We start from the raw sequence: 23,117 nt of genomic DNA, 5'->3' as shown, positions 1-23,117 counted from the left end.
CCAACTAAGTCAACACTTCCGTTCCCCGTAGCTCTTGACGCCCTCAATGCCCAGCAGCAGGCGTTTGAGTTCGAGACGCCCCCCGAAACCACCTATCCCGCCCGCCGCGACCACCCGGTGGCAGGGAATGATCAGCGGGACGGGATTGTCCGCGCAGGCCTGCCCCGCGGCCCTCGCGGCGCGGGGGTTCCCCGCCCCTGCGGCAACCTCGCCGTAGGTGCGGACCTCTCCCCAGGGTATGCCGCGCATCACGGCGTACACCCTGCGGGCGAACGGGCCTGTCCCCGTCAGGTCCACGGGGTACGAATAGAACTCGACCCGCTCCTTGCCCTCAAAGTACCTCCGGACGTCCGTGACCAGCCCCCTCCACGGGGCGGGAATGCCGTCCTCCGGCCTCAACGCGGCCCGCGCCATTTCCTCAATCAATACCGCCTCAGAAGGCATCGGCAAGCCGAACGCGGTCAGCCCTCCCGCGGACCACGCGAAGCCGCACCATCCGGCGCCTGTCTCGAAAACCGTCGCTTGCAGACTCATACGCCAGCCCCCTCCCGCACACCGAGCAGCCTCATTACCGCGCCGGCGATGTCGCAGATACTCCTCAAACCGAATATGCGGAACAGTCCGCCCCCCGGTGGCGCCCCGAAGAACATCCCCGGAACGGGGTTACATGTGTGGGACGGAGTCGACAGGTCCTCGATATTACCGTGGTCGCTCGTGATAATAACACAAAGATCGCGCGGGTGTCTCGCTGCAGCGACCCCCAGCGCCGCGCCGAGAAACGCGTCGAGCCTCTCGAGCACGCGCCGCGCCCGCTGCATCTCGCCACGGTGGCCCGTTATGTCGGTGAGGAAGAACTCGAACATCGAGAAGTCGTGCGCCAGCGCGATCCTCGCGGCGCGTATGCCCGCCTCCTCCGGCGACACCTCCGGGACGTCGTAACCGTGTTCTCGCAGGATGCCGGACGTGACGTCGTGGTAGACTGCCTGACCTTCGAGCAGGTCCTTTATCGTCCTGAGCTTGACGCCCGCCCGGAGCGCCGCCATCGTGCTGACCGATGCCGGGTAAGTGCCGTCCTTCATCATGTCGAACGCCTCGTCGCGGTAGGCATTGATGAACGTGACCGACTTCCCCGCCGCGAGCACGCGCCGGTATATGCTGGACCGCTCCAGCACAGCGACGAGTTCGGGCGTCGGGTGCGCGTTGACGTGGCGCCCCGCCAGGGCCGCGGCGTTTTCCCCCGTCAGGATCGTGGTCTGGCCGGTAGCGCTCTGGGGCAGGCCCGGCACGCCAAGTGTGGCGTCGAGCGGGACCGCCGCCACCTCGCCCGACACCACGGCCGCCCCCGCGGGCGGCCCCCCGCGGCGGCCGAAGATTCCGCGCAGAAACGGGATGCCGGCAGTAAGAAAGGGATTGACCGAAGGGTCCTCGGGGCCAATCCCCATGCCGTCAACGAATATCAGGAGAACCTTCATGGATTCCGGTGGGGTCCTACGGGGGCATCCTGAGCCTGGACCGCCGCCCTACCTCCTCAAACAGGTCGTCCGCCCTGGCACGCGCCCTGTGTATGCCCTGCACCATGAGCGCGTCCAGCCTGTTCAACGTCAACACCTGGATTGTTTCGGGGGTAACGGGTTGCTTCTCCTTCTTTTTGATCACGCTTACCTTGCCGTCGGGCTCCAGCACCGCGAGCTGCACGTCCTGGATGTCATCGGTGTCCTTCTGCCTGAGCCCGATGTAGAGGTCGGCGAGGGTGATCTTTTCTCGCCTGAGGTTCTCCTCCAGTATCTGCCCGTCCTGCACCAGGACGGTGGACTGGCCCTGCGTGATCTTCTCGAGTTTCCTGAAACGCATGTTGAGCGTCGCCACCGTGTACTCGAGCGCCCCCAGGATCGCGATGGACAACGCGGCATCAAGTACCCTGATGCGCTTCTCCTCGATCGGAATCGCGGCCACTGACCCGATGATGATTATCACAACCAGGTCGAACGGGGCCATCTGCCCTATCGACCGTTTGCCGACGAGTCTCACCACCGTGAGCGAGACGATGTACAGGATTATGGTCCTGTAGCTGACTATCAGAAGATCGAGCCACAGCGGCAGTTGTTCGCCCTCCACGTGATCCCCCCGGCGCTGGAGTGGCCCCGCGCAACACCAGCGCGGGGCGCCTTGCTCTAGTATGCCGCGGGCGCCGCAAGCCTAAATGACCGGCTGGAGCGGCTGACGGCGCCGGCTCAGCGGATGGCCTCGAGCAGGTCGTCCACAGGCAGGGTGTTCAGGATGTCGTGGCGCGTGGCCCAGGCGCGGCGCGCCACCGCTACCCCATACCTGGTGTCGTGCAGGCAGGTGGTGGCGTGGGCGTCGGTGTTGATCACCAGCCTGCACCCCGCCTTTATCGCCTGCCTGGCCCAGTAATCCGAAAGGTCCAGCCTGTCGGGTGACGCGTTTATCTCGAGGAACGTTCCCGTCTTCGCGGCCATGTCGATGAGACGCCCCACGTTTACCTGGTACGGCTCGCGCCTGCCGATCAACCTCCCCGTGGGGTGCCCGATGACATCGACGTGGGGGCTCTTCATCGCCTTCTCTATTCGCGCGGTCATCGCTTCCTCGTCCATGTGGAACGCGCTGTGAACCGAGGCGGTGACGATGTCGAGGCCGGAGAGCGTCTTATCGTCGAGGTCGAGATCGCCGCTCCTGGCGATGTCCACCTCTATGCCCGCCAGTACCCTGAATCCGTCGAGCCGCGCGTTGACCTCGCTTATCTCCTCAGCCTGCCGCGCGAGCTCCTCCTCATCGAGCCCCCCGGCCACGCCCAGGGACTTCGAGTGATCGGATATCGCCACGTACTCGTGGCCGAGTCCGCGCGCCGCCTGCGCCATCTCCATGATGCTCGCAGTCCCGTCGGTCCACCTCGTGTGCACGTGGAGGTCTCCCTTGATGTCGCCGGCCTCCACCAGGTCCGGTAGCCGGTGCTCCAGGGCGGCCTCGGCCTCGCCCGTGTCCTCCCTGAGTTCCGGAGGGATGTAGTCCATATCGAAGATCCTGTATATGTCCGCTTCCGATGAGACCCCGCGGGGGCGTTCCTCTTCATCGAAGATACCGTATTCGTTTATCTTGAGGCCCCTGTCCTTCGCCATACCCCGCATCCGTACATTGTGCTCCTTCGAGCCCGTGAAGTGATGCAGCGCCGTTACGAACTGCGCGGGAGCGACGGCGAGCAGGTCTACCTGGCCGATGTCCTCCATCTTGACGGACGCCTTCGTGTCCCCGCTGGCCACGATCTCCGTCACGCCCGGAAGCGATGTAAACAATTCGATTAGCCCGGCGGGGTCGGTTGTGGAGGCAACCAGGTCTATGTCGCCGATCGTCTCGCAGCGCCGCCTGATACTCCCGGCCACATCAACGCGCTCAACCCCGCCCACGCCCCTCAGCGCGTCCGCGATCTGCTCGGAAACCGGCCACATGAAGCCGAGCGGTTTGCGCGTTCCGCGGCGCCTGACCTGCTCGACGCCTTTCTTGAGGGCCTGTTCCTTCTTCTCGCCTATCCCGGTGAGACCCTTGAGCCGCCCCTGCGAGAGCGCCGCTTCGAGCCCGGCCAGGTCCCGTATGTTGAGATCCTTCAACAGGACCGACGCCGTCCTCGGCCCGAGGCCCGGCACCTCGAGGAGTTCGAGGATCGTGTGAGGCGCCTTCTCGCGAAGCTTCTCGAGGTGGCGCACGGTCCCCGTCGCCAGGTACTCCTCGATCTTGGCCGCGATGTTCTTCCCGACTCCGGGGATTTCCATGAGGCGCCCATCGCGGGCAAAGTCGCGGATGTCCCCCGGGAGCTTGGCGATGGACTCCGAGGCGCGCCGGTATGCCCTCGCCTTGAACGCCTCCTCGCCGATGATCTCGGTGAGGTCCGCTATCTCGTTGAGCACACGCGATACCTCGAAGTTCTTCACCCGCGTCACCTCCGCGACCGCCTACCGCGGTGTCTACCTCAGGACGAGTCCCTTCGATTCGAGCGCTTCACGCACATCGCCCTGGGCGCGGTCGACCTCCTCGTCCGTCAGTGTGCGGTCCTCCGCGCGATACACGATCGAAAACGCCAGGCTGCGCTTTCCTTCGGGTATCTGGCCCCCGGTGTACAGGTCGAACAGGGTCACACCCTTGAGCAGGACTCCGCCCGCCTGCCTGATGGTGTCCAGGATTTCGGCGACAGGCATGACCTCCGGGGCCACCACCGCGACGTCACGCTCGATAGCCGGGAACCTGGGGAGCGGCGTGAACACCTTCTCCTCGCGCCCGAGCGACAGGATGAGCGTCAGGTCGACCTCGGCGAATGCCGCCCTGCGGGGCAGGTCGTATTCCTGGGCAACCGCCGGGTGGACCTCGCCCAGTATGCCGGCGATCCCGCCTTCCGTCACGATGGCCGCGTGCCGGTACGGGTGCATCGCGTGCGCGATGTCCGCCACCGGAGGCGCCCCATCATTCAGAGGCTCGAACCGGGCGCGAACGCCGGCCCGCTCGAACATCGCCTCCAGGAGGCCCTTGATAAAGAAGAATCCCACCTCCGCCGGCCTCTCACTCCAGTGAGGCGGACCCGAGTGGCCCATGACGGCCACGCCGAGGTGCTCGTTCTCGTCGGGGAGTTCCTGAAGGGGCACGGTCTTCGGATGGAACACCCTGCCTATCTCGAACAGCCTCGCGTCGAGAACCCGGTGTGAGGCGTTGGTCCTCAACGCCTCGAGCAGGCCCGGGAGGAGAGTCGTCCTCATGATGCTCTGCTCCTCGACGAGTGGCTTGGCCAGCGGCGCGGCAACGCGCAGCCGGCTGGACTGCGGTAGTCTGACGCGGTCGAATGACCGCGGGTCGATGATCGAATACGTCGCCACCTCGTCGAGGCCGCAGCCGAGCATCGCTTCGCGCACGACGGCCGCGAAAGCCCGCGCGGCCGGCCGCGACGTGCCCGCCGGCGACCCGCGCAGCATGGTGGGCTCGATGTTATCGTAGCCATACAGGCGCGCTACTTCCTCGCTGATGTCGACCTCCTCGGATATGTCGACGCGCCGCGTAGGCACCGTGACCCGGAGAGCGCCCGCGCCGGGGGCAGCCACCTCGAACCCGTACCGTCGCAGGAGCGCGGCGATCTGGTCGTCGGTGACGGGTGCGCCGACTATCGTCCTGATCCTGTCAGTGCGCACGCGCACGGTCTTTGGCTCCACCTTGACCGGGTGGCAGTCCACGATGTCGGGGGACGGGATGCCCGCCCCGGTCTCCTCCAGGAGCCTTGCGGCCCGCTCCGCGGCGTAAACCTGTCCGTCAGGGTCGACTTGCTTCTCAAACCTCAGCGATGCCTCTGACCGCAGCGCCAGCGCAGCGGCGGTACGGCGCACGTTGAGCGGCTGGAAGTACGCCGATTCGAGCAGCACCTTCCGGGTGGCCGGTGTTACCTCGGTGTCCAGTCCACCCATGACCCCCGCGATACCCACAGCCCGCTCGGCGTCGGCGATCACGAGCATCCTGTCCGTCAGTTCGCGCGTAGCCCCGTCCAGCGTGACGATTGACTCCCCCGCGCCTGCGCGCCTGACGACTATCCGCGAACCCTTCAGGGTGTCGTAATCGAACGCGTGAAGCGGCTGGCCGGACTCCATCATCACGTAGTTAGTCACGTCCACCACGTTGTTGATCGGCCGCAGCCCGGCAGCGATTAGCCTGCGCTGCATCCAGAACGGCGAATGCGCAATCTTCACGTCGTATACCAATTTGCCGGCGTACCGACCGCACAGGTCGGGGTCCACGATCGTTATCGTGATGTCGCGGGCGGACGACCCCGCGTGGGTTGAAGCGTACCCCGCGGGTGGAACTCTGACCTGTCCTCCCGCGAGCGCCGCGACCTCGCGCGCGACCCCCAGCATCGAGAGGCTCGGCGAGTAATTCGGTGTCAGGTCCAGTTCGAGGACGTAGTCATCGAGGTCGAGCGCCCGGACGAGGTCCGTGCCCGCGGATATGCCCTCCAGCCCGAGGATTCCCTCGCCCTCGAGGTGCGGCGCGCCCAGCAGTATCTCGGTCGCCGAGCAGAGCATGCCCTCCGACTCGACCCCCTTGAACTGCGCCTTTCCGATGTGGAGCCCCTCCAGCAGGGTAGCCCCGGGCGCAGCCACGGCCACGGTCTGCCCGCGAGCGAGGCCGGTGGCGCCGCTCACTATCGCCAGGACGCGCTTGCCGGCGTTCACGCGGCAAACGAACAAGCCGGCCGCGCCCGGATGGGGCTCGACGGACTCGATGACCCCAGCCACGAGGCCGGCGACGCCGGCCCACGGCCGGTCGACGTTCTCCACCTTGACCCCAACCATCGTGAGGCGGTCGGCGAGCTCGAGAGCGTCCCAGGGTATGTCAACGTATTCCCGAAGCCAGATCAAAGATACCCTCATGTCTCAAAGCCTCCCCGTGTACCGCCTTAGAATTGCTTGAGGAACCTGAGGTCCCCACTGTAGAACAGGCGGATGTCGTCGATCCCGTACTTGAGCAGCGCGATCCTCTCGACTCCCATGCCGAACGCGAACCCTGTCACCTTTTCGGGGTCGTATCCGCCGTTCTCCAGGACGCGCGGGTGCACCATGCCGGATCCGAGTATCTCGAGCCACCCCGTCCCCCCGCACAGCCTGCAGCCCGAGCCGTGGCAGACGGTGCACGAGACGTCCACCTCCGCGCTGGGCTCGGTGAACGGGAAGTAGCTCGGCCTGAACCTCGTCCTCGCCTCCGGGCCGTAGAACTGCCTCGCGAACTCGGCCAGCGTGCCCTTCAAGTCGCCCAGGCTGACGCCCTCGTCGACGGCCAGCCCCTCGACCTGCGTGAACACCGGGGAATGGGACGCGTCGGCCGGGTCGCGCCGGTACACGCGGCCCGGCACTATAAGCCGGAGGGGGAGTCGCGGCTTCCTCTTCAGCATGCCCCTGACCTGCACCGGCGAGGTATGCGTCCTGAGCAGTATATCCGGGGTGATGTGGAAAGTCGCCTGCATGTCGCGCGCGGGGTGGTCCTTCGGGAAGTTGAGCGCGACGAAGTTGTACCAGTCGGTCTCGACCTCGGGGCCGTCCTCGATCTCGAATCCAAGGCCCGCGAATATCGCCTCGATCTCCTCGATCACCTGCTGAATCACGTGCTTGGTCCCTATGGTCCTCGGGATGCCGGGCAGCGTCACGTCGACGGCCTCCGCGCGAAGGCGTTTCTCCATCTGGGCCGCCTCGAGGGCGGCCTTCGCCCCCGACAGATTCTCCTCGATCGAGTCCCGGAGCTCGTTGGCGATGCGCCCAACCTCCGGCCTCTCGGCCTCGGGCACCGACCCCATACCGCGAAGTGCCTGCGTGAGCTCGCCCTTGCGCCCGAGATACTTGATGCGCAGGCTCTCGACGGCCTCGAGCGTCTGAGCCTCCAGGATGGAGATGCGCGCCTCCTCCCCCATCCGCAGGAGTTCCTGCTTGAGTCCTCCAGCCAACACCGGACCCCCCTCTTCAGTAAAAAGAGGCTTTCGCCTCAAGGGCGAAAGCCTTGCCTCCGTGGTACCACCTCCGGTTGGGTGACTCCTGTCACCCCACTCCGCGGGCACACCCCGTCTTGATCTGAGCCACGTCCCGGGTTCGTGCCCTGCCCTTTTAACGGTGGGCGCCGGCTCGGCCTACTCTGCTTCAGCCTGCGGCTCCGGAGCGAACTTCGACCGGTCCCGCCACGGGGATGCTTCCAGTCCCGGCATTCCCCTCCCTTGGTGGCTCCTCCGGCCTACTCCTCTCCTTCCTAGCCTCTCCGCCTAATTCAGGTTCAACCTGCGATAAATCAAGTACGCTTCAACCCAGCCCGTCAGCTCGAAGATCCTCCAGAACACCTCTGCGCTCATGATCATCTTGCACGCCCTTTCGAAGGCCTCAAGACGCTTGTGCTAAAAAGGATTATAGCATAGTGAAAAATGCGTTACAAGGCGACAGCCCGCTGCCTGCGGGCCTCGTAAAGCATTGCCGTCATTGCCATTGCGGCGTTGAGCGACTCCGCCCTGCCGTAAATTGGCACTGATACCGGTGTACCCCGGCTTCGCACCTCGCCGGACACCCCCGCGGCCTCGCTTCCCACGGCCAGTGCGGCTCGCCCGGTGAGACGCGCCGAATAGACCGCGACGGCCGACGAGGCGTCCCCGTAGTACAGCGAGAACCCCGTTTCCGCCAGCGCGTCGAGCGCCGGGCCGGCGTGCTCCTCGACGGGGCAACTCAAGTGGAAGACCGATCCCATGCTCGCCCTGAGCGCCTTGGGGTTGTATGGGTCGGCGCAGTCGTTGACCAGCACGACCAGCGCGGCGCCGAACGCGTCGGCCGACCGGATGATGGTCCCCACGTTACCGGGGTCCTGCACCCCGTCCAACAGCACTGTGATGGGCTCCTCGCCCGCGCCCCCCGGGGCGCCGGGCAAACGCCGGACCTCGGCGACCGCGTCCGCGAAAGGCACTTTAATCGCCGCCACGATCCCCTGCGGGGATTCGGTCATGGCGACGCTCTTCAGCACGTCCGCCGAAACCTCCAGCAACTCGACGCCGGCCCCGCCGAGAGCGTCGAGCAATGCGCCGCCCCGCTCCGAGCGCCGCATACGCTCGTCGTACGCAGCCAGTACAAAACCGGCCCCCGACTTCAGGGCTTCTTCCACAAGCCGTATGCCCTCTACGACCGTGCAAGCCGTGCGCCGCCTCACCTGCGGTTCCGACAGGCCGCGGATGAACTTCACCCGCTCGTTGCGCGCGCTCGTGATCATCTACTCTCGTCTTCCAGGTTCTTGATGGCGCCGTTCTCGCCGACGATGATCAGCACGTCGCCGTGAAGGATTACGTCGTCCCGCTTCGGCATGAGGTTCACGTCTTTGCCGCGGCGTATGCCTATCACGTTGATTCCATACCGGTTCCTGAGGTCCAGCTCCTGGAGGTTCCGGCCGACGAGCCTCTTCCCGGCCGCGAGTTCCACGATGCTGTACTGCGGAGACAGTTCTATCAGGTCGAGTATGGTGCTCGACGCCAGGTTGTGAGCGACTCGCTTTCCCATCTCCTGCTCCGGGAACACCACCCGGTCCGCGCCTATCTTCGTGAGGACCTTGCCGTGGTGTTCGTTGGCGGCCTTGGCAATAACGTTATGCACGCCGATCTCCTTCAGGAACAGGGTTACCAGGATGCTCGCCTGCAGGTCGCCGAGTGCCACTACGACCACGTCCACATTCCTCAGGCCGAGCGCCCTCAAGCTCTGTTCGTCGGTGGCGTCGCACTGCACTGCTTTGGTAGTGAACTCGGACGCGGCGTTTACGATCGCCTCGTCCTTGTCGACCCCGAGCACGCTGCGGCCCAGTGAATGGAGGCTGCGCGCAACGGACGACCCAAACCTGCCCAGGCCTATCACGGCGAAGTCTTTCACCATCACCCCTCCATTCATGCGCCGTCCTGCGTCACCGCACGCGGTCTTCTACCCTACTTCTAGCCAACGAGCACCTTGTCCTCCGGCAGCCTGACCTGGCCGGCGTGCACGCGCTGCGCGATGGCCACCGCTAGCGTGAGGGGGCCGACCCTTCCCGCGAACATCATGATAATGACGAAGGCCTTCCCCAGAGTAGATAGTGACGGTGTGAGGCCAGTGGAGAGGCCCACCGTCCCGAAGGCGGACGTCGCCTCGAACAGGATTTCAATAAAGAGGGCGTTTTCCGTGATCGTCAACAGTGTGGTGACCAGGACCACGAGTCCCAGCGATATGAACGTTATTGCCAGGCTGCGGTCCACGACGTCCCGGGTCAGTCGCCTGTCGCCGATCTCGACGTCCTGCTTTCCCGACATTATCGCCCATACCGTGGCAAGTATGGTGGCAAAGGTAGTCGTCTTTATCCCGCCGCCCGTCCCACCGGGAGATGCCCCGATAAACATCAGCACAATGGTCAGGAGGAGCCCGGGGATGGTCATCTTACCCGTTGGCAGCGTGTTGAAACCCGCCGTCCTCGGGGTCACCGAGTGGAAATAGGAGGCGAGGAACTTGGCGTGAGGCGGTAGCGGCGATAGCGTGGCGGGGTTACGGTACTCGAACGCGAATATCAGGACGGTGCCAAGGACGAGCAACGCCGCTGTGACCTTAAGCGCGAGCCGCGAGTGCAGGGACAGCCTGCCCCGCCGTCCCAATTTGGTCGAGTACAGTTCGGTGACCACGCTGAACCCTATCCCGCCGATGAGGATGAGCGATGTCACGACCAGGTTGACGAACCAGTCGCCCACGTAGGTCATGAAGCTCCTCCCGAAAAGGTCGAACCCCGCGTTGCAGAACGCGGATATCGCGTGGAAGATACCGAAGTAGACGGCCCTGCCCGGCGCCATGTCAAACGTGAACCGTGACGCCAATAGCACGGCGCCGGCGCCTTCTATTATGAGGGTCGCGATCAGTATCGCCCTCGTCAGCCTGACGAGGCCCGCTATCTGCGTGAGCCCGGTGGCCTCCTGGATCAACAGTCTCTCCCTAAGCGAAATCCGCTTCCCCATCAGGAACGCGAACGCCGTGGAGACCGTCATGATACCGAGCCCGCCCACCTGGATCAAGAGCAGGATGATGAGCTGTCCCGGCACGCTCCAGTGACTCCCCGTATCCACGGTGACGAGGCCCGTCACGCACACCGCCGACGTCGAGGTAAACAGGGCGTCGATATACGGCGTGATTTTGCCGGGGGCCCTCGTCCAGGGCAACATGAGCAGCACGCTGCCGGTGAGAATGACCGCGGCGAAGCCGAGCGCCAGCACCTGCGCGGGTGTCAGCCTCATCTTCCATTGCGAATGGTTTATCACTATCCCACTTCCGCACGGTGCGATATCCTGAGCCTACGCTCTGTGCTCGAGACTCCTGATACTTGCGTTACGCCCTATGATTACGAGGACGTCGTTTTCGCCTATGACCCTGTCGGGCTGAGGGGCCAGGTCAACCTGGTTATCCCGCTTGATCGCTACCACGTTGACCCCGTACCGCTGGCGAAGGCGTAGCTGCTCGAGGGTCTTGCCCACCATGTCGCCACTGGCCATCATCTCGACAACGGCGCATTCGGAACCCAGTTCCATCAGGTCGAGCACGTTGTCAGCCACAAGGTTCTCGGCGAGCTTCGCGGCCATTTCCCTCTCGGGGAACACGACGGTGTCCGCTCCCACCTTGGCCAGGATCTTGCCATGGAGATCGCCGTGCGCCTTCGCAACGACCTTCTTGATCCCGAGTTCCTTGAGGTTGAGCGTGATCAGCACGCTCGATTCCAGGTTGGCGCCGACGCTTACGACAGCGCAGTCGAAGTTTCTCAGCCCCAACCGGTTCAGCACCTCTATGTCGGCGCCGTCGGCCACGATCGCGTGAGTAAGGGATTCGCCCAGGGCCTGCACCCTGGCCGGGTCGTTGTCGATGCCGAGCACTTCGTTCCCGCTCGCCTCGAGCGCCCTGGCGACCTCACCGCCGAAGCGCCCGAGACCGATCACGACATACTGCTTCACAAGCCGGGGCCTCCCTCAGTCAGGCCTTCAGGCCCTGCCTCGCAACCTCGACCATCCTGACGAACGCATCGGAGTCTCTTACGGCCAGGTCCGCGAGCATCTTCCGGTTCACCGCTACGCCGGCCTTGCGAAGACCGTTCATCATGCGACTATACGACATACCCTCGTTCCTCGCGGCGGCGTTGATCCTCGCTATCCAGAGCCTCCTGAACTCCCTCTTCTTGGCTCTCCTGTCCCTCAGAGCGTACGAGAGCGCCTTCATGACCGTCTCGTTCGCCATCCGGAAAACCTTGGACTTCCTGCCCCAGTATCCTTTTGCGAGCTTTAGAAGCTTCTTGTGGCGTCTCCGGGTGGTGACGCCGGTCTTAACGCGTGCCATGAAAACCCGACCTCCCGTGAACTATCTGTAAGGCAACAGCCTCCGCGCCCTGGCGGAGTCAGCCCCGCTGGCGACCGTCGCTTTACGCAGCCAGCGCCTGCGCTTGGCGGCCTTGACCTCGAGCTTGTGGGTCTTGCCCGCCTTCATCCGGCGTACCTTGCCGGACCCAGTGAACCGCATTCTCTTGGCTGCTCCACGATGCGTTTTCATCTTTGGCATGGAAAAGTGCCCTCCTAATTAGCCGGCCTGCTTGGGCGTAAGAATCATTATCATATTCCTTCCCTCGATCCTGGGCGCCCGCTCGATCAGGCCTACCTGCGCTACTTCCTGCGCGAGCCTTTCCAGAACCTGCCGCCCCAGTTCGGAATGGACGATTTCACGCCCGCGAAACGTGATCGTAACCTTGACCTTGTCCCCCTCTTGCAGGAACCTGGCGGTGTTTTTCGCCTTGACACTGAAGTCATGCTCCTCGATGGTGGGCCTCATCTTGACTTCCTTGACGTCGAACACCCGCTGCTTCTTGCGCGCTTCCTTGGCCCTCTTAGACTGCTCGTACTTGAACCTGCCGTAGTCCATGATGCGGCACACTGGAGGACGCGCCGTCGGAGCGACCTCGACGAGGTCCACTCCCTTCTCCGACGCCAGCTTGAGGGCGTCCCGGAACTGGACTATCCCCAGCTGCTCGCCTGTATCGGATACCAACCTGACTTCTCGGGCCCGGATTGCTTCATTAATCCGAAGGTCCTTAGATATAGTTCAGCCACCCCCTGTCTCTGATCACTTGCCTATGATGGACAACAAAAAAGCGGGCCCCCACCCGCTCTCAGCCGTCATCCAACCCGCCCCGGAGGGCGAACCGTCTACCAGGCTTGTGGTGACCTTACAGGCAACCGGCCGTAAGGTGAGAAGCGGATGGCTTCTACTTCGCTGGGACTTTCCAAGTATACCATGGGGTCTTCGCAGGCGTCAAATGCGCGGCCTCGTCAATTGCCGCCGTATACCTGCTCCTGATAATCGTACACCATCCTGGAAATGTCCGCTATCTTGCTGAATCCCGCCTCGGCGTCGGGCTGGCCCTTCGACAAGATGCAGATGACGTACGGATGCCTCGAGAACACTACGCCGGCATCATTGGAGACCCCCGTGATATCGCCCTCCTTGTGAGCCACCCGCACCCCTTTGGGCAGGCGCCCCGGAAGACCCACGTGCCAGATGCTGTGCGACAGGTCGTCGAGGAGCCTCTGACCGAGATCCGGTCTCTCGCGCGATAGACTCAGTATGGCCTGCAGGTAAACGGCCATATCCCGCGCGGTCGTCGAGTCCTCGCCGTTCACGTGAGGCTGCGAGGCGCCGAGCGATGACATGTACTTGACCAGGTTTCCCGCCCCAACGTACCTGACGAGCATGGCCTTCGTGACGTTATCGCTGAGGGTTATCGCCAGGTTGGCCAGGACCCTCACCGAATAGGTCCACCCGGGCTGCGCGAAGAACTGCATCGCGCCCGCGCCGCCACGGTAGTCGGTGTCCGGCCGGTAGGCCACCTGGTCGTCCCAGGTCATTTCCCCCCGCGAGACGAGGTGGTTTATGTACAGAACCAGCGGCACCTTGACCAGGCTCGCCTGGGGTATGGGGGTGTCCGGGTTGACACCGAACGTCTTGCCCGAGTCGAGATCGATGAAGTATATCCCCCACGTGGCGGGATCCCGCGAAAGGTACGCCCTTATCCTGGATTCAAGGGGTGCGTATCCAGGATGCCCGGAAGCCTCAGCGCCGGCCGGAGCCACCGCGGGGTTCACAGACGCCGCCTGAGCCACAGCCATCGCAAGCGTCAGGACGGCAAGAACGGTGATTGCAACGACGGTCCTGTGCCTTCTCAATGGTCCACCCCGCATCCTCACCTGATTGTTTGACCCGCCGCGATCCAGCGCGACGACCAGAGCTTAACATAAAGTGAGGGTGGCGGGGAAGATGATAACTGCTGGTAGAAGGGTTTTCGGCAACTGCGCTTCCGGTTGCGCGGGCGGGTGCCGGCGGTGTGGCGCCGGCACCTACTGGCTGCTGAGGTAGTCGTAGACGATCCGCGAGATCCGCCCTATCGCATTGAAGCCGGGCACCTCGGTGTCGCCGACGTCCTCTGTAAGCACGCTGAGCACATACGGCCGCCTGTCGAGGAACACTATCCCCGCGTCGGTGGCTACAGTGCCGGCGGCTCCGACCTTGTGGGCGACCTTCACCCCATCCGGAAGGTCCTGGGGGATACCCTCGTTGGTTATGGTGTGGCTGAGGTCGTAGATGAAGGTCCCACCGAGGCCCGGGTTGGCCTCGGCGAATTGCCGCGTCGCCCTCACATAGAGGCCGAGGTCCCTCGCGGTTGAAACGTACCTGTTATCCGGGAACAGGACCGTGCCACCGAGACTCGCCATGAACGACCGGATATTATCGAGGCCGAGCCTCCTGATGAGCATCTTCGTGGCCGCGTTGTCGCTTATGGTTATCGCCAGGTTTCCGAGAGTCCTCAGGGAGTACCGGTTGCCTGGCGCGGCCGTATACTGGATGACCCCGGACCCCGTGGCGTAGTCGGAATCCGGTCGGTATGAGACCATCTCCTCCAGCGACACCTCGCCGCGGGCAGCCAGCGTGTACAGGTAGAGCACGATCGGCACCTTGATCGAACTCGCGGCGTACATCGGGGTCTCGGAGTCGATCCCCAGTTCGGAGCCGCTCTCGAAATCATAGATGTAGACGGCGAACTTGCCCCTCTGGCTGCCAATATACGACTGGATCGACTGCCTCAGCGGCTGCCAGTCGGGCCCTGCGCCCTTCTGCCCGTATGGCGGCGCGGGCCTCCTCAGCCTGGGAATCCTCGTTCCGAAATAAGCGATCGCGGCCAGAGCGACCACCGCCACCAGTCCAGCCGCGATCAGTCTCCGAGTCGAAATAGCGCTCTCTCCTTTCCCGTGCTGGTTGCCGGATATTATCGTGTCACCAGCGTGCGGGTTCTATCCGGCGTTCTGCACGGGATCGGTGGACAACCTCTTCAGCACGACTATGGGCGTCTGCTCGTCGTCATTTCCCATCGGGTTCCTTTCGAGCGCCCTTGCCACGGCCGCGCGGTCGAGGTTCCTCGTAGCAGCCATGAAGTCCACGCAGCGGATGTCGTTCACATCCACGATGGCGGCTTCGAGCCCCGTGCGGTCGCGAATGGCGTCCACCACGGCCTGACCGTCCCTGGGCGCAAGTACGATGTGCTCATCAAACGGGTACAGGGTCCCCGCAATGTCGTCGATGGCTGCGAGCCCCCTGCCGGCGATCCTGTAGAATAGCCCTCTTATGCCAACGGCCTTCGCGAGACCTCCGACGACAGCCGCTGCCAGGACTCTCGGGACTCCCGCCTCGCTTATCGCCAACTGCATGGCCTGAGGGGTCGCGAGGCTCCCGTGCTTCTGCGGAAACCGGCACAGGAACCTCGCAAGAAACCCGGGCTTCACGCCCCGCGAGAGCACCGCCCTACCCTGGCTGACGGCCACGGCGCTCTCGGAGATCGCCACCACGTCACCGGACGTGGCCACCCCGCGGACGTACTGGCACACCACGTCCACAATGTCCTCGCCCGCGGAGATGAGGTGCGTCCTGAGCGGTATCAGGGCGTATGAGTCAGTCATGCTCACCCTCCCATCACGCTCGGGGATTTGCGTCTAGCCGGGCGTGCTACAACATAGCCCTATTCGTGGGAAGCGCGGAGTGTGATTGTCTACGGACAGGCTGGTGACCAACATACAGGCGGGGCCGCCCAAAAGCGCGACCGCGCACGCTGGGCCGGCAGACCTCTCGACCCGGATCCTGGTGGAATCGACCGTGGCGCTGGAGCCCGGGATCTCCTCGCGGAAGTCCGGGCGAGGCAGCGTGCTGGTCCTGGAATTTGGTGGGGTGCGGCTTAACATGCCGGATTGCTCTATCCCGGTGTACGACGGCCTCATCGACCACCTCGTTGCCTGGACGGCGCCGGCGGGTTCGGTCCTTGAGGCGTACCTCGAGCACGACGTCCCGTACTCCGTGGACTCCGTGGCCGGCGTGCCGCACAGGCTGGAGATCCGCTTCGACATGAAGCCCATCTACCGTGTGCTGGCAGGCAGGACGCTGGTCGTGGACGCCGGTCACGGCGGCATGGACCCGGGCAGGTGCGGCCCCGTGGATCTGGTCGAGAAGCACGTCGTGCTGGACCTCGCCAGGCGGCTCAAATCGGCGATCGAACGGGCGGGTATGCGCTGCATCATGACAAGAAACGGTGACGTGTTCCTGTCGTGGGAAGCGAGGCTCGAGCTCGTCAACCGCCATGGCGCAGCGGCGTTCGTTTCGCTTCATACCGGTGGGGCCTCGGAGTCCGCCGTGCGTGGGGCGGGAGTGGCTTACGCCGGCCCGCGCGGTGAAGGCCTGGCACGGCTCGTGCTGGGCGAACTCACGAAGAGGCTCCACCTCCCGTCCAGAGGCATACGGCCGTCCTCGTTGGCCTCAGCGCCCCCTGTGCCCGCGGCCGTGGTAGAGTTCGTGACAATTACCAACCCCGTTGACGAGGGCCTGGTCAGGAGCTACGTGTTCATGGACCGTGTCGCCCAGGCCGTCCTCAACGGGATCAAGAACTTCTACTGGGAAGCGGAGCCGGCGGGTTAATCGTACCACAGCAGCACGGCGGCGAACACGGACCCGCACCGGGCGACCGTGTGCTCGACGGCCCGCACGTAATACTCCGTGGCTTTCAACCCACGGCGCTCGAGAGATTCGTGCACCATCCGTTCGAGCAGGGCCTCTACTTCCTCTTTCGGGCGCCTGCCCGAATACTCCATTATCATCCCGAACGTGTGGCCCGTCAGCCCGACGGCGACCCCTGCCGAAATGACCTGGCCCGGATCCTGGCTCGTGATTGTCCCGTAGGCAACCGGGACCAGAGACCCCGGCGGCACGGCCGGTGTTTCCACCAGCCTGGCCCCCGGCGGGACTATGCTGGAAACCTTGAGCAGATTGAGATTTCCGAGACCGGCGTCCAGGAGGGCAGCGTCAAAAGCGGTGAGCGGCGTGCCTCCCTCGGCGCGCCCGGCGGTGAGACTGAACGTGGTGGGGGTGATGAGCATCTGCCTGACTCCCTTCATTCAAGGGTGAGCCTGTTGCCCCCTCATATTACGCTGAATCCTGCTCCGATGACAGCGAGAGTCAAGGCTACCTGCACCCCGGTTACGCAGCCCGATCAGGTCCGACCAAAGATACCGCGAGAAGCAGCAGGGGGATACCCACTTCGAAGGGGAGGCTGTACACCGGCCAGACTTTCACGGCAAAATCGATTTGCTCCATGATGTTCTCATAGACCAGAACGGATAGCGCGGTCATTATTACCCCCGAAGGGAGGAGGAGGGGCCTGTAATCTTTTAGATTGAGCATTTGAGCGCTGCCGGTAACGAAAACAAACAGGCATACCGCTATCTTGATCAGCCCCGACAGTATCCAGACCGATATCGAAATAGCATCGATCCGCTCGGGAGCAGCAACAATACTTATGCATCTGGTTAAAGAATGGGTGGGGTACAGGTAGTCAAGCGCTGTGACGCCGAAGACCGCCACCACTGCCACCGTGATCAGGGTCAGCAGGGTTCCTGCGCCGGCCATGGCAACGATATGGGCTCGCCTGGCCTTTTCCTGTTCGTCCAGGTACGGGATGATCATCGTAAAAAGGACCGTTTCACCGAAAGGAAAGGTGATGGGGATCAGGGAAGTCTTCAGAACCGGTAGCAATCCATTTTCGAAAGGTGGAAGGAGTTTCTTCAGATCGAAGCCCTCGATACTCAACGACAGGACCAGGACGAATATTATCGATACAACCACCAGGAACGTCAAACCCTCGTTGAATCTGCACAGGACCTCGAGACCCCCGTACAATGCCAGGACAACGACCAGCATGATTACGGCGTGAAACACAATGCGAGGGGTTTCGGGCATCAGCGTAATGACCATGAAATCGCCGAAATTCCGAACAACCAGGGCTCCCAGGTGCAGAGCGAACCACATGAAAAGCAGCCCCACCATCTTGCCAGGAACCCTCGCGAGGATGACCTGGGCATACTGAACCAGCGTTTGCCGGGGGTACCTCATGCCCAGGGTGGTATGAAGCATGGTGAGCCCTATCCCCGTTACGGTCGCCAGGGCGATAGTCATCCACCCGTCCTGCTTGGCGCCCTTCACCGCCGCGGAGGGGATGATGATGAAGGCGTTCGCCAGGAGGAAATTCAACATCAGGAGCAGCTCCTGCCTGTAAGATATCCTGATTTCGTCCCGTGCGTTCGTGCCTTTCATGAACTGCGTCGCTCCGCCTATTTCAGTAATTCCGACAGCGGCCTGAACAGCGCCTCAATGGCCTTGGTGGGGTTAGGCAGCCTTACCCCCAGCGCCTGCGGGATGCTCAAGGCCATGCCGATCAACAGGTATATCGAAAAGGCCGCCAGTTCCCGCCACATCTTCTTCTTTACCAGGCCGGGCACCTCAAACAGGACGATACCGGCGAACAACGCGATGAGCAAGCCGACCACGTCTCATCCCCCTTATATGCCGGCTTCTGAGCAAGCCTATTCTTCCATGGTATCGGCGCGCCTGGTCGAGAGACCGATCTCGCGCACGTGCGCTTCGGCGGCAATACTGACGTCCGCCCTGGCGAATTCCTCGTCCCACCGGTCTTTCAGATGCCGCCACTCCTTTTTGTACCTCCGGTGAAAAGCATCGCCGAAGCCGAATATGTCCACGCCGTATTCCTTCTGCGCTTTCTCCAGGACGGCGGCTATCCTTCTCCTTACATCCTCCGCTATCGCGTTTTCCAACGCCTTGATCTTCTCCGGTTTGGACAGGTCCTCGCGGCTCTGCTGTTCCACCATGTCGCCCTCCAGTCTGACTTTCACCTCGAACCGCGGGCGCACCCCGTCGTATCTCGGCACAACGCTTGTGCTTCCCTGCCTGATCCGGATGGATATCTCCTTGTCGGGCTCGCCCGGGCTCGGAACGGTGATCATGCCCCTGCGGATCTCACCCTTTACCCAGAGGAGGCCCCTGGTTTCGCTATCATCCAGCCACCCCACGAGCCTGTGCTCCTTGAACACCGCCACGCCAGAGATCTCAACCTGCCTGTGCGGCTCCGGTTCCTTCTCCTCGGTCGGCCCAGCGGCAATGCCCGCTTCTCTTGCCACAACGCGGGTCGCCACGGGCTGCACCCCTTTACTGGCCAGCATTTCCGTGAACTCCCTGAGCTGGACGGTGAACCCAATCTTCATCCTGGCGAGGAGCCCGGCGGCCTGCGCCGAGGTCTTCTCCAGGTAAGAACAGGTTTCGAGGAAATGCCTCGCTTCTCCCTCGGACACCATTACCCCCATCGTCTCGCGGGGTTGCCTGTCCCGGTTGAAGAAATCCATGATCGTATCGGTTCCCTCCAGGGCCATTGCCTCTCCGATTACCAGGATAACGCAATGACCCCAGTAGATTTCGCGAGGGACCATCATGGCGAGGCGCCTGGCAGCTTCCTCGACGGTCTTGCCCTCCGCGGAAACCACCCAGCATGCGGGTTCCCGCCCCCTGGCGCCCCCTTCGCCGCCACCGTAGAAACCGCCGGGCCTGGCGATTTGCACCGTCAACCGGATCCGCCCGTCCGGGGCCAGGTCAACCCCTGTGCCCAGGACAATGGCAATTTCGGTGATTTCCTTTCGGCTCCAGCAGCCTCCAAGGCAGCCGGCCAGGGATACCAGCAAGAGGAACACGGCGGTCTTCCTGATCAACGGTTTTCCCCTCCCCTCCCCCTGATGAAGGCGACGATGAGCAATGCCAGCGGGATTCCCGCTTCAAAGACGATCAACGCGTAAGGAGGCCAGCCTCCGGCGATGAAGTCGAACAGATCCACGATGCTCGGGCAAAGGGATGCAAGTCCCATCAGGACCACTCCTACCGGCGCCACGAGCGGGCGGTAATCCTTGAGTCCCAGCCACTGTGCGCTGCCCAGCACGGCGGCATAGTAGAACACCCCGATTTTCGCGATCCCGCCGAATATCCACACCGCCACGGTTACGGACTCAAGCCGCTCCAGGAAGCCGGCGACGGAAACCGCCCGTACCGCGCTGAAGACAGGAAAGGTCCAGTGGCTCGTCATGTTCGGGCCAAAAGTGAGCAGCGTCACCAGTATGCTCACCGCCATGAACAGACTGGTTCCCAATATGGCCAGCATGGCGACCCTGTGTGCGTCGGATGGCTTCCTGAGATAGGGAATGAACATGGAGAAGATCACGATCTCTCCCAGCCAGCTTGCGGGCGTGGCGGCCCCTTTCACAACGGACGAAAGGCCGCTGTCCAGCACGGGCAGGAGCCTGGCCAATTTCATGTCTTTCACGGTCAAAATGAAGACAGCTAGCAGCAAGGTCATGACATGAGGCAGGAACATCTGGTTAAACCGGCTCAAGACCTCCAGGCCATTGCGCACCGCGTAGGCTGCCACGGCGATCCCCACGAGGAAGAAGATCATGAAGGGGGTGTCGGGCATCATGGCGACGCACAGGAAGGACGCAAATACGTCTATTATCAGGCCATTCGTATGCAGAAGCCACCAGATGTACAGAAGGCCGACGATCTTCCCAGGCACTTTGCCCAGGATCTCCTCAGCGTACTGAAAAAGGGTTTTGCCCGGGAAACGGAGGCTCAGGGTGACTACCAGCCGGGCGATCACCAGGCCCACCGCGGTGGCGAGGATAACCGACAGCCAGGCATCCTGTCTCGCGGACCTCGCCACTACGGACGGGATAGTAAGGATTGCCGTAGGCAGAATCGTGCTTATCATCAACAGTATAGCCTGACCGGAGTCGATTTTCCCCCGTTCCAGCATCTGACCAGCCCTTCAGTCTTCCGTTCGCGTCGGCGGAGGCGACGGCCTCAATCCCTGCGCCTCCCTGACCCGGTTCTGCCTTACGATCGACCTGGGCCGGGTGAGCATGGCCCACCAGGGCGCTCTGAACACAGTGTCCTTGAGGTCAGCGGTGGGGACCATCGGGGACAGGTACGGAACCCCAAAGGAGCGCAGCGCGCACAGGTGAATGCCGATTACAGCTATCCCGCCGATCACCCCGAGCAGGCCCAGTGTGGCCGCCAGGACTATTAAGACGAACCTCAACAGGCGAAACGCAATACTTGCGCTGTACATCAGGACGAACGAGCCGATGCCGGTAAGGGCCACCACGATGACAGTCGAGGCGGCAACCAATCCCGCCCGCACAGCAGCCTCCCCGATAACCAGGGCGCCGACAATGCTCACCGCCTGGCCAATCGGCCGTGGGAGGCGGATCCCTGCCTCCCTCAGGACTTCAAAACTCAGCTCCATGATGAGCACCTCGATGAGAACCGGGTAGGGAACCGCTTCTCTCTGCGCGGCGATGCTCAGAAGAAGCGTGGTCGGGAGCAGCTCGTGGTGGAAGCTTACCACGGCAATATACAGCGCAGGCAGGACGAGCGAAATGGTCATGGAAATGAAACGGACTATCCGTACTGCCGTGGCGTAAAGAAAGCGTTCGTAGTAGTCCTCCGAGGCGTGAAGATACTCTATGTACAGGTTGGGCACGGTCAATACGAAGGGGGTCCCGTCAACCAGGATGGCCACTCTTCCCTCGAGTAGCATTGCCGCCACACGGTCGGGCTTCTCGGTATGGTTGACTGTGGGGAAAACGCTCCAGGGGTTATCTTCGATCAATTCCTCGATGTAACCGCTTTCCAGGACGGCGTCGACTTTTATCCTTCCCAGCCGGTTCTTTACTTCTGCCACCAGCTTGTCGTTGACAATGCTCTCGACATAAGCTATGGCTACATCGGTGTCGGTAACCTCACCTAGCCTGAAGAACTCGATTTTCAGGTTGGGGCTCTTGATCCTCCGCCGGATCAGCGACGTATTGGTCCGCAAGGTTTCGACAAAGGACTCCCGTGACCCTCGAACCGTCGGTTCTGCTTCCGGGTCGGCGATGGGACGCGCTTCCCACCCCCTGGCCCCGTTGATGATGGCGGTGGCGTGTCCGTCCACGAGCAAAGCGGTATCGCCGGACAGGATGGCCTGGATGACATCCTGTAGCCTGCCGGTTTCCCTGACCTGGTGTATGCACAGGCCGCGTTGCTTGATGAATTCAAGGGCCTTTGCCCTGGAGATCGTCCGGCCTGGTACGACCATCGCCACTTCCAGGGCCAGCGCCCTCATGATCTGGTCGCTGACCTGCGCTTTGTCCGCCAGCCCGTCCGTATAGATCAGGGCAAGCCTCACCCGTTCGTTCTGGGCAAAAACGAACTCCCGGTAGACCACGTCGCTGCACCTGTCGAGGATGGCCTTGATTGACCGGAGGTTGGTTTCCAGGTCCGGGCTCAGGGGTTCCTCTGAAGATGTGCTGGAAAGGGCAATGTCCTGGCCCTTCTTCCTGCCTCGATCTGGCAGCACGGCTCTGGTCGCCTTGCGGAAACCGAACATTTGCCCTCCTCTTTTCTCGTAACGCCGTGCCAATGAGTATCACGGCAACTGCATTCCACAACGTGGTTTGCTGTGCATTATCTGCCAGTTATGGCTTCGTTATACCTGAGAAGCAACGGGGGAGAGGGAGTCGGAGGGCCTTGACTGAATGTGGGCGTGCGCTCTACTATGTCAACTAGCAAGGCACTGTGGACTCAGACACGGCTCTTAGGGGAGGCGGACCCGGCAATGCGAATCGGCTTGATCAGGTGTATGCAGACAGAGGATATGTGCCCCGCTACAACCGACTTCAAGGTGATGAGAGAGAAAAAGCAGGCATTTGAGGGTGTGGAGGGGGACATCGAGGTAATCGGTGTCAGCACCTGCGGTGGATGCCCAGGCAAGAAAGCGATAACCAGAGCCATCGAGATGGTCAAGCGCGGAGCAGACGCGATTGCCCTGGCATCCTGCATAACGAAGGGTAACCCAATCGGCTTCCCCTGCCCGCACGCAGACAGAATGAGAGAGGCGATCCAGAAGAGACTAGGTGACACGGTGAGACTGATAGACTACACTCACTGACAGACGCCCCCGCCGGGATCCTTCACCAGGTCGCCGGGCGGCAACACCGGCTTCCCCCTGTTCTTGAAGAATCGCCCGACGAGTGGTTCTTTCTCCTGCGTAGCCCGAACATGCTTCCCCGTCTCGTCTGCGATCACGAGCTTCGTCCCGGGCCTGGC

The 23,117-nt window shown here is 62.8% G+C and carries 25 protein-coding genes; 2 read left to right on the top strand and 23 right to left on the bottom strand.

Annotated features, from left to right (window positions below; all coding sequences use genetic code 11):
- Positions 1–9: 9 nt before the first annotated feature.
- From HPY55_13185 to HPY55_13110, 16 genes are all read right to left on the bottom strand, one after another.
- Positions 10–534, bottom strand: a complete 525-nt coding sequence (locus HPY55_13185; protein NPV71572.1) for a methylated-DNA--[protein]-cysteine S-methyltransferase — start codon at positions 532–534, stop codon at positions 10–12.
- Positions 531–1,472, bottom strand: coding sequence for a metalloenzyme (locus HPY55_13180; GenBank protein NPV71571.1), 942 nt, complete (start codon positions 1,470–1,472; stop codon positions 531–533). Before HPY55_13180 ends, HPY55_13185 begins: the two co-directional genes overlap by 4 nt.
- A 16-nt stretch (positions 1,473–1,488) precedes the next feature.
- Complete coding sequence (locus tag HPY55_13175) at positions 1,489–2,115, bottom strand: DUF421 domain-containing protein (GenBank protein NPV71570.1); 627 nt, start codon at positions 2,113–2,115, stop codon at positions 1,489–1,491.
- A 116-nt stretch (positions 2,116–2,231) separates the two neighbouring features.
- A complete protein-coding gene (polX, locus tag HPY55_13170; GenBank protein ID NPV71569.1) occupies positions 2,232–3,941 on the bottom strand; it encodes a DNA polymerase/3'-5' exonuclease PolX in 1,710 nt (569 codons plus the stop codon).
- A gap of 33 nt (positions 3,942–3,974) precedes the next feature.
- Positions 3,975–6,413, bottom strand: coding sequence for a phenylalanine--tRNA ligase subunit beta (locus HPY55_13165; GenBank protein NPV71568.1), 2,439 nt, complete (start codon positions 6,411–6,413; stop codon positions 3,975–3,977).
- Between the two features lie 26 nt (positions 6,414–6,439).
- The gene (gene pheS, locus HPY55_13160; GenBank protein NPV71567.1) at positions 6,440–7,444 is read right to left on the bottom strand and encodes a phenylalanine--tRNA ligase subunit alpha; all 1,005 of its coding nucleotides are present in this window, start codon (positions 7,442–7,444) and stop codon (positions 6,440–6,442) included.
- A 503-nt stretch (positions 7,445–7,947) separates the two neighbouring features.
- Positions 7,948–8,772, bottom strand: a complete 825-nt coding sequence (locus tag HPY55_13155) for an RNA methyltransferase (protein ID NPV71566.1) — start codon at positions 8,770–8,772, stop codon at positions 7,948–7,950.
- Positions 8,769–9,422, bottom strand: a complete 654-nt coding sequence (locus HPY55_13150; protein NPV71565.1) for a TrkA family potassium uptake protein — start codon at positions 9,420–9,422, stop codon at positions 8,769–8,771. The genes HPY55_13155 and HPY55_13150 overlap by 4 nt, the downstream gene beginning before the upstream one ends.
- 56 nt (positions 9,423–9,478) lie before the next feature.
- A complete protein-coding gene (locus tag HPY55_13145) occupies positions 9,479–10,798 on the bottom strand; it encodes a Trk family potassium uptake protein (protein ID NPV71564.1) in 1,320 nt (439 codons plus the stop codon).
- A 57-nt stretch (positions 10,799–10,855) separates the two neighbouring features.
- Positions 10,856–11,506, bottom strand: coding sequence for a TrkA family potassium uptake protein (locus tag HPY55_13140; protein ID NPV71563.1), 651 nt, complete (start codon positions 11,504–11,506; stop codon positions 10,856–10,858).
- Between the two features lie 19 nt (positions 11,507–11,525).
- On the bottom strand, positions 11,526–11,885 hold the full coding sequence (gene rplT, locus HPY55_13135) for a 50S ribosomal protein L20 (protein NPV71562.1): 360 nt from the start codon (positions 11,883–11,885) through the stop codon (positions 11,526–11,528).
- A gap of 21 nt (positions 11,886–11,906) precedes the next feature.
- Entirely contained in the window at positions 11,907–12,104 is a 198-nt protein-coding gene (rpmI, locus tag HPY55_13130; protein NPV71561.1) for a 50S ribosomal protein L35, read from the bottom strand.
- 18 nt (positions 12,105–12,122) lie between these two features.
- The gene (locus HPY55_13125) at positions 12,123–12,638 is read right to left on the bottom strand and encodes a translation initiation factor IF-3 (protein NPV71560.1); all 516 of its coding nucleotides are present in this window, start codon (positions 12,636–12,638) and stop codon (positions 12,123–12,125) included.
- Between the two features lie 230 nt (positions 12,639–12,868).
- Positions 12,869–13,762, bottom strand: coding sequence for a serine hydrolase (locus HPY55_13120; protein ID NPV71559.1), 894 nt, complete (start codon positions 13,760–13,762; stop codon positions 12,869–12,871).
- 171 nt (positions 13,763–13,933) lie between these two features.
- Complete coding sequence (locus HPY55_13115; GenBank protein NPV71558.1) at positions 13,934–14,791, bottom strand: serine hydrolase; 858 nt, start codon at positions 14,789–14,791, stop codon at positions 13,934–13,936.
- 93 nt (positions 14,792–14,884) lie between these two features.
- Positions 14,885–15,547, bottom strand: coding sequence for a F420-0:Gamma-glutamyl ligase (locus HPY55_13110; protein NPV71557.1), 663 nt, complete (start codon positions 15,545–15,547; stop codon positions 14,885–14,887).
- Positions 15,548–15,632: 85 nt separating this feature from the next.
- On the opposite strand from HPY55_13110, the gene HPY55_13105 reads away from it, so the two are divergent.
- Positions 15,633–16,553, top strand: coding sequence for an N-acetylmuramoyl-L-alanine amidase (locus HPY55_13105; GenBank protein NPV71556.1), 921 nt, complete (start codon positions 15,633–15,635; stop codon positions 16,551–16,553).
- Here the strand turns inward: HPY55_13105 and HPY55_13100 are convergent.
- The 6 genes from HPY55_13100 to HPY55_13075 form a co-directional block, all read right to left on the bottom strand.
- Positions 16,550–17,011, bottom strand: coding sequence for an arginine decarboxylase, pyruvoyl-dependent (locus HPY55_13100; protein NPV71555.1), 462 nt, complete (start codon positions 17,009–17,011; stop codon positions 16,550–16,552). The two genes, HPY55_13105 and HPY55_13100, sit on opposite strands and share 4 nt — an antisense overlap.
- Positions 17,012–17,111: 100 nt before the next feature.
- Positions 17,112–18,224, bottom strand: a complete 1,113-nt coding sequence (locus HPY55_13095) for an endospore germination permease (protein NPV71554.1) — start codon at positions 18,222–18,224, stop codon at positions 17,112–17,114.
- Positions 18,225–18,241: 17 nt separating this feature from the next.
- Positions 18,242–18,457 (bottom strand): hypothetical protein, encoded by a 216-nt coding sequence (locus HPY55_13090; protein NPV71553.1) that lies wholly within the window; start codon positions 18,455–18,457, stop codon positions 18,242–18,244.
- A 36-nt stretch (positions 18,458–18,493) separates the two neighbouring features.
- Positions 18,494–19,687 (bottom strand): Ger(x)C family spore germination protein, encoded by a 1,194-nt coding sequence (locus tag HPY55_13085; protein NPV71552.1) that lies wholly within the window; start codon positions 19,685–19,687, stop codon positions 18,494–18,496.
- On the bottom strand, positions 19,684–20,781 hold the full coding sequence (locus HPY55_13080; GenBank protein NPV71551.1) for an endospore germination permease: 1,098 nt from the start codon (positions 20,779–20,781) through the stop codon (positions 19,684–19,686). The genes HPY55_13085 and HPY55_13080 overlap by 4 nt, the downstream gene beginning before the upstream one ends.
- 12 nt (positions 20,782–20,793) lie before the next feature.
- Positions 20,794–22,398 carry a spore germination protein gene (locus HPY55_13075; protein ID NPV71550.1) on the bottom strand — a complete coding sequence of 535 codons (1,605 nt, stop codon included), beginning with the start codon at positions 22,396–22,398 and terminating at the stop codon, positions 20,794–20,796.
- 228 nt (positions 22,399–22,626) lie between these two features.
- On the opposite strand from HPY55_13075, the gene HPY55_13070 reads away from it, so the two are divergent.
- A complete protein-coding gene (locus tag HPY55_13070; protein ID NPV71549.1) occupies positions 22,627–22,959 on the top strand; it encodes a CGGC domain-containing protein in 333 nt (110 codons plus the stop codon).
- Here the strand turns inward: HPY55_13070 and HPY55_13065 are convergent.
- On the bottom strand, positions 22,953–23,096 hold the full coding sequence (locus HPY55_13065) for a hypothetical protein (GenBank protein ID NPV71548.1): 144 nt from the start codon (positions 23,094–23,096) through the stop codon (positions 22,953–22,955). The two genes, HPY55_13070 and HPY55_13065, sit on opposite strands and share 7 nt — an antisense overlap.
- Positions 23,097–23,117: the final 21 nt, after the last annotated feature.

This window comes from Bacillota bacterium (assembly GCA_013178305.1).
Lineage (GTDB): Bacteria > Bacillota > Sulfobacillia > JABLXB01 > JABLXB01 > JABLXB01.
Note: the sequence above shows the minus strand (reverse complement) of the source record. Positions and strands in the feature narration are given on the sequence as shown.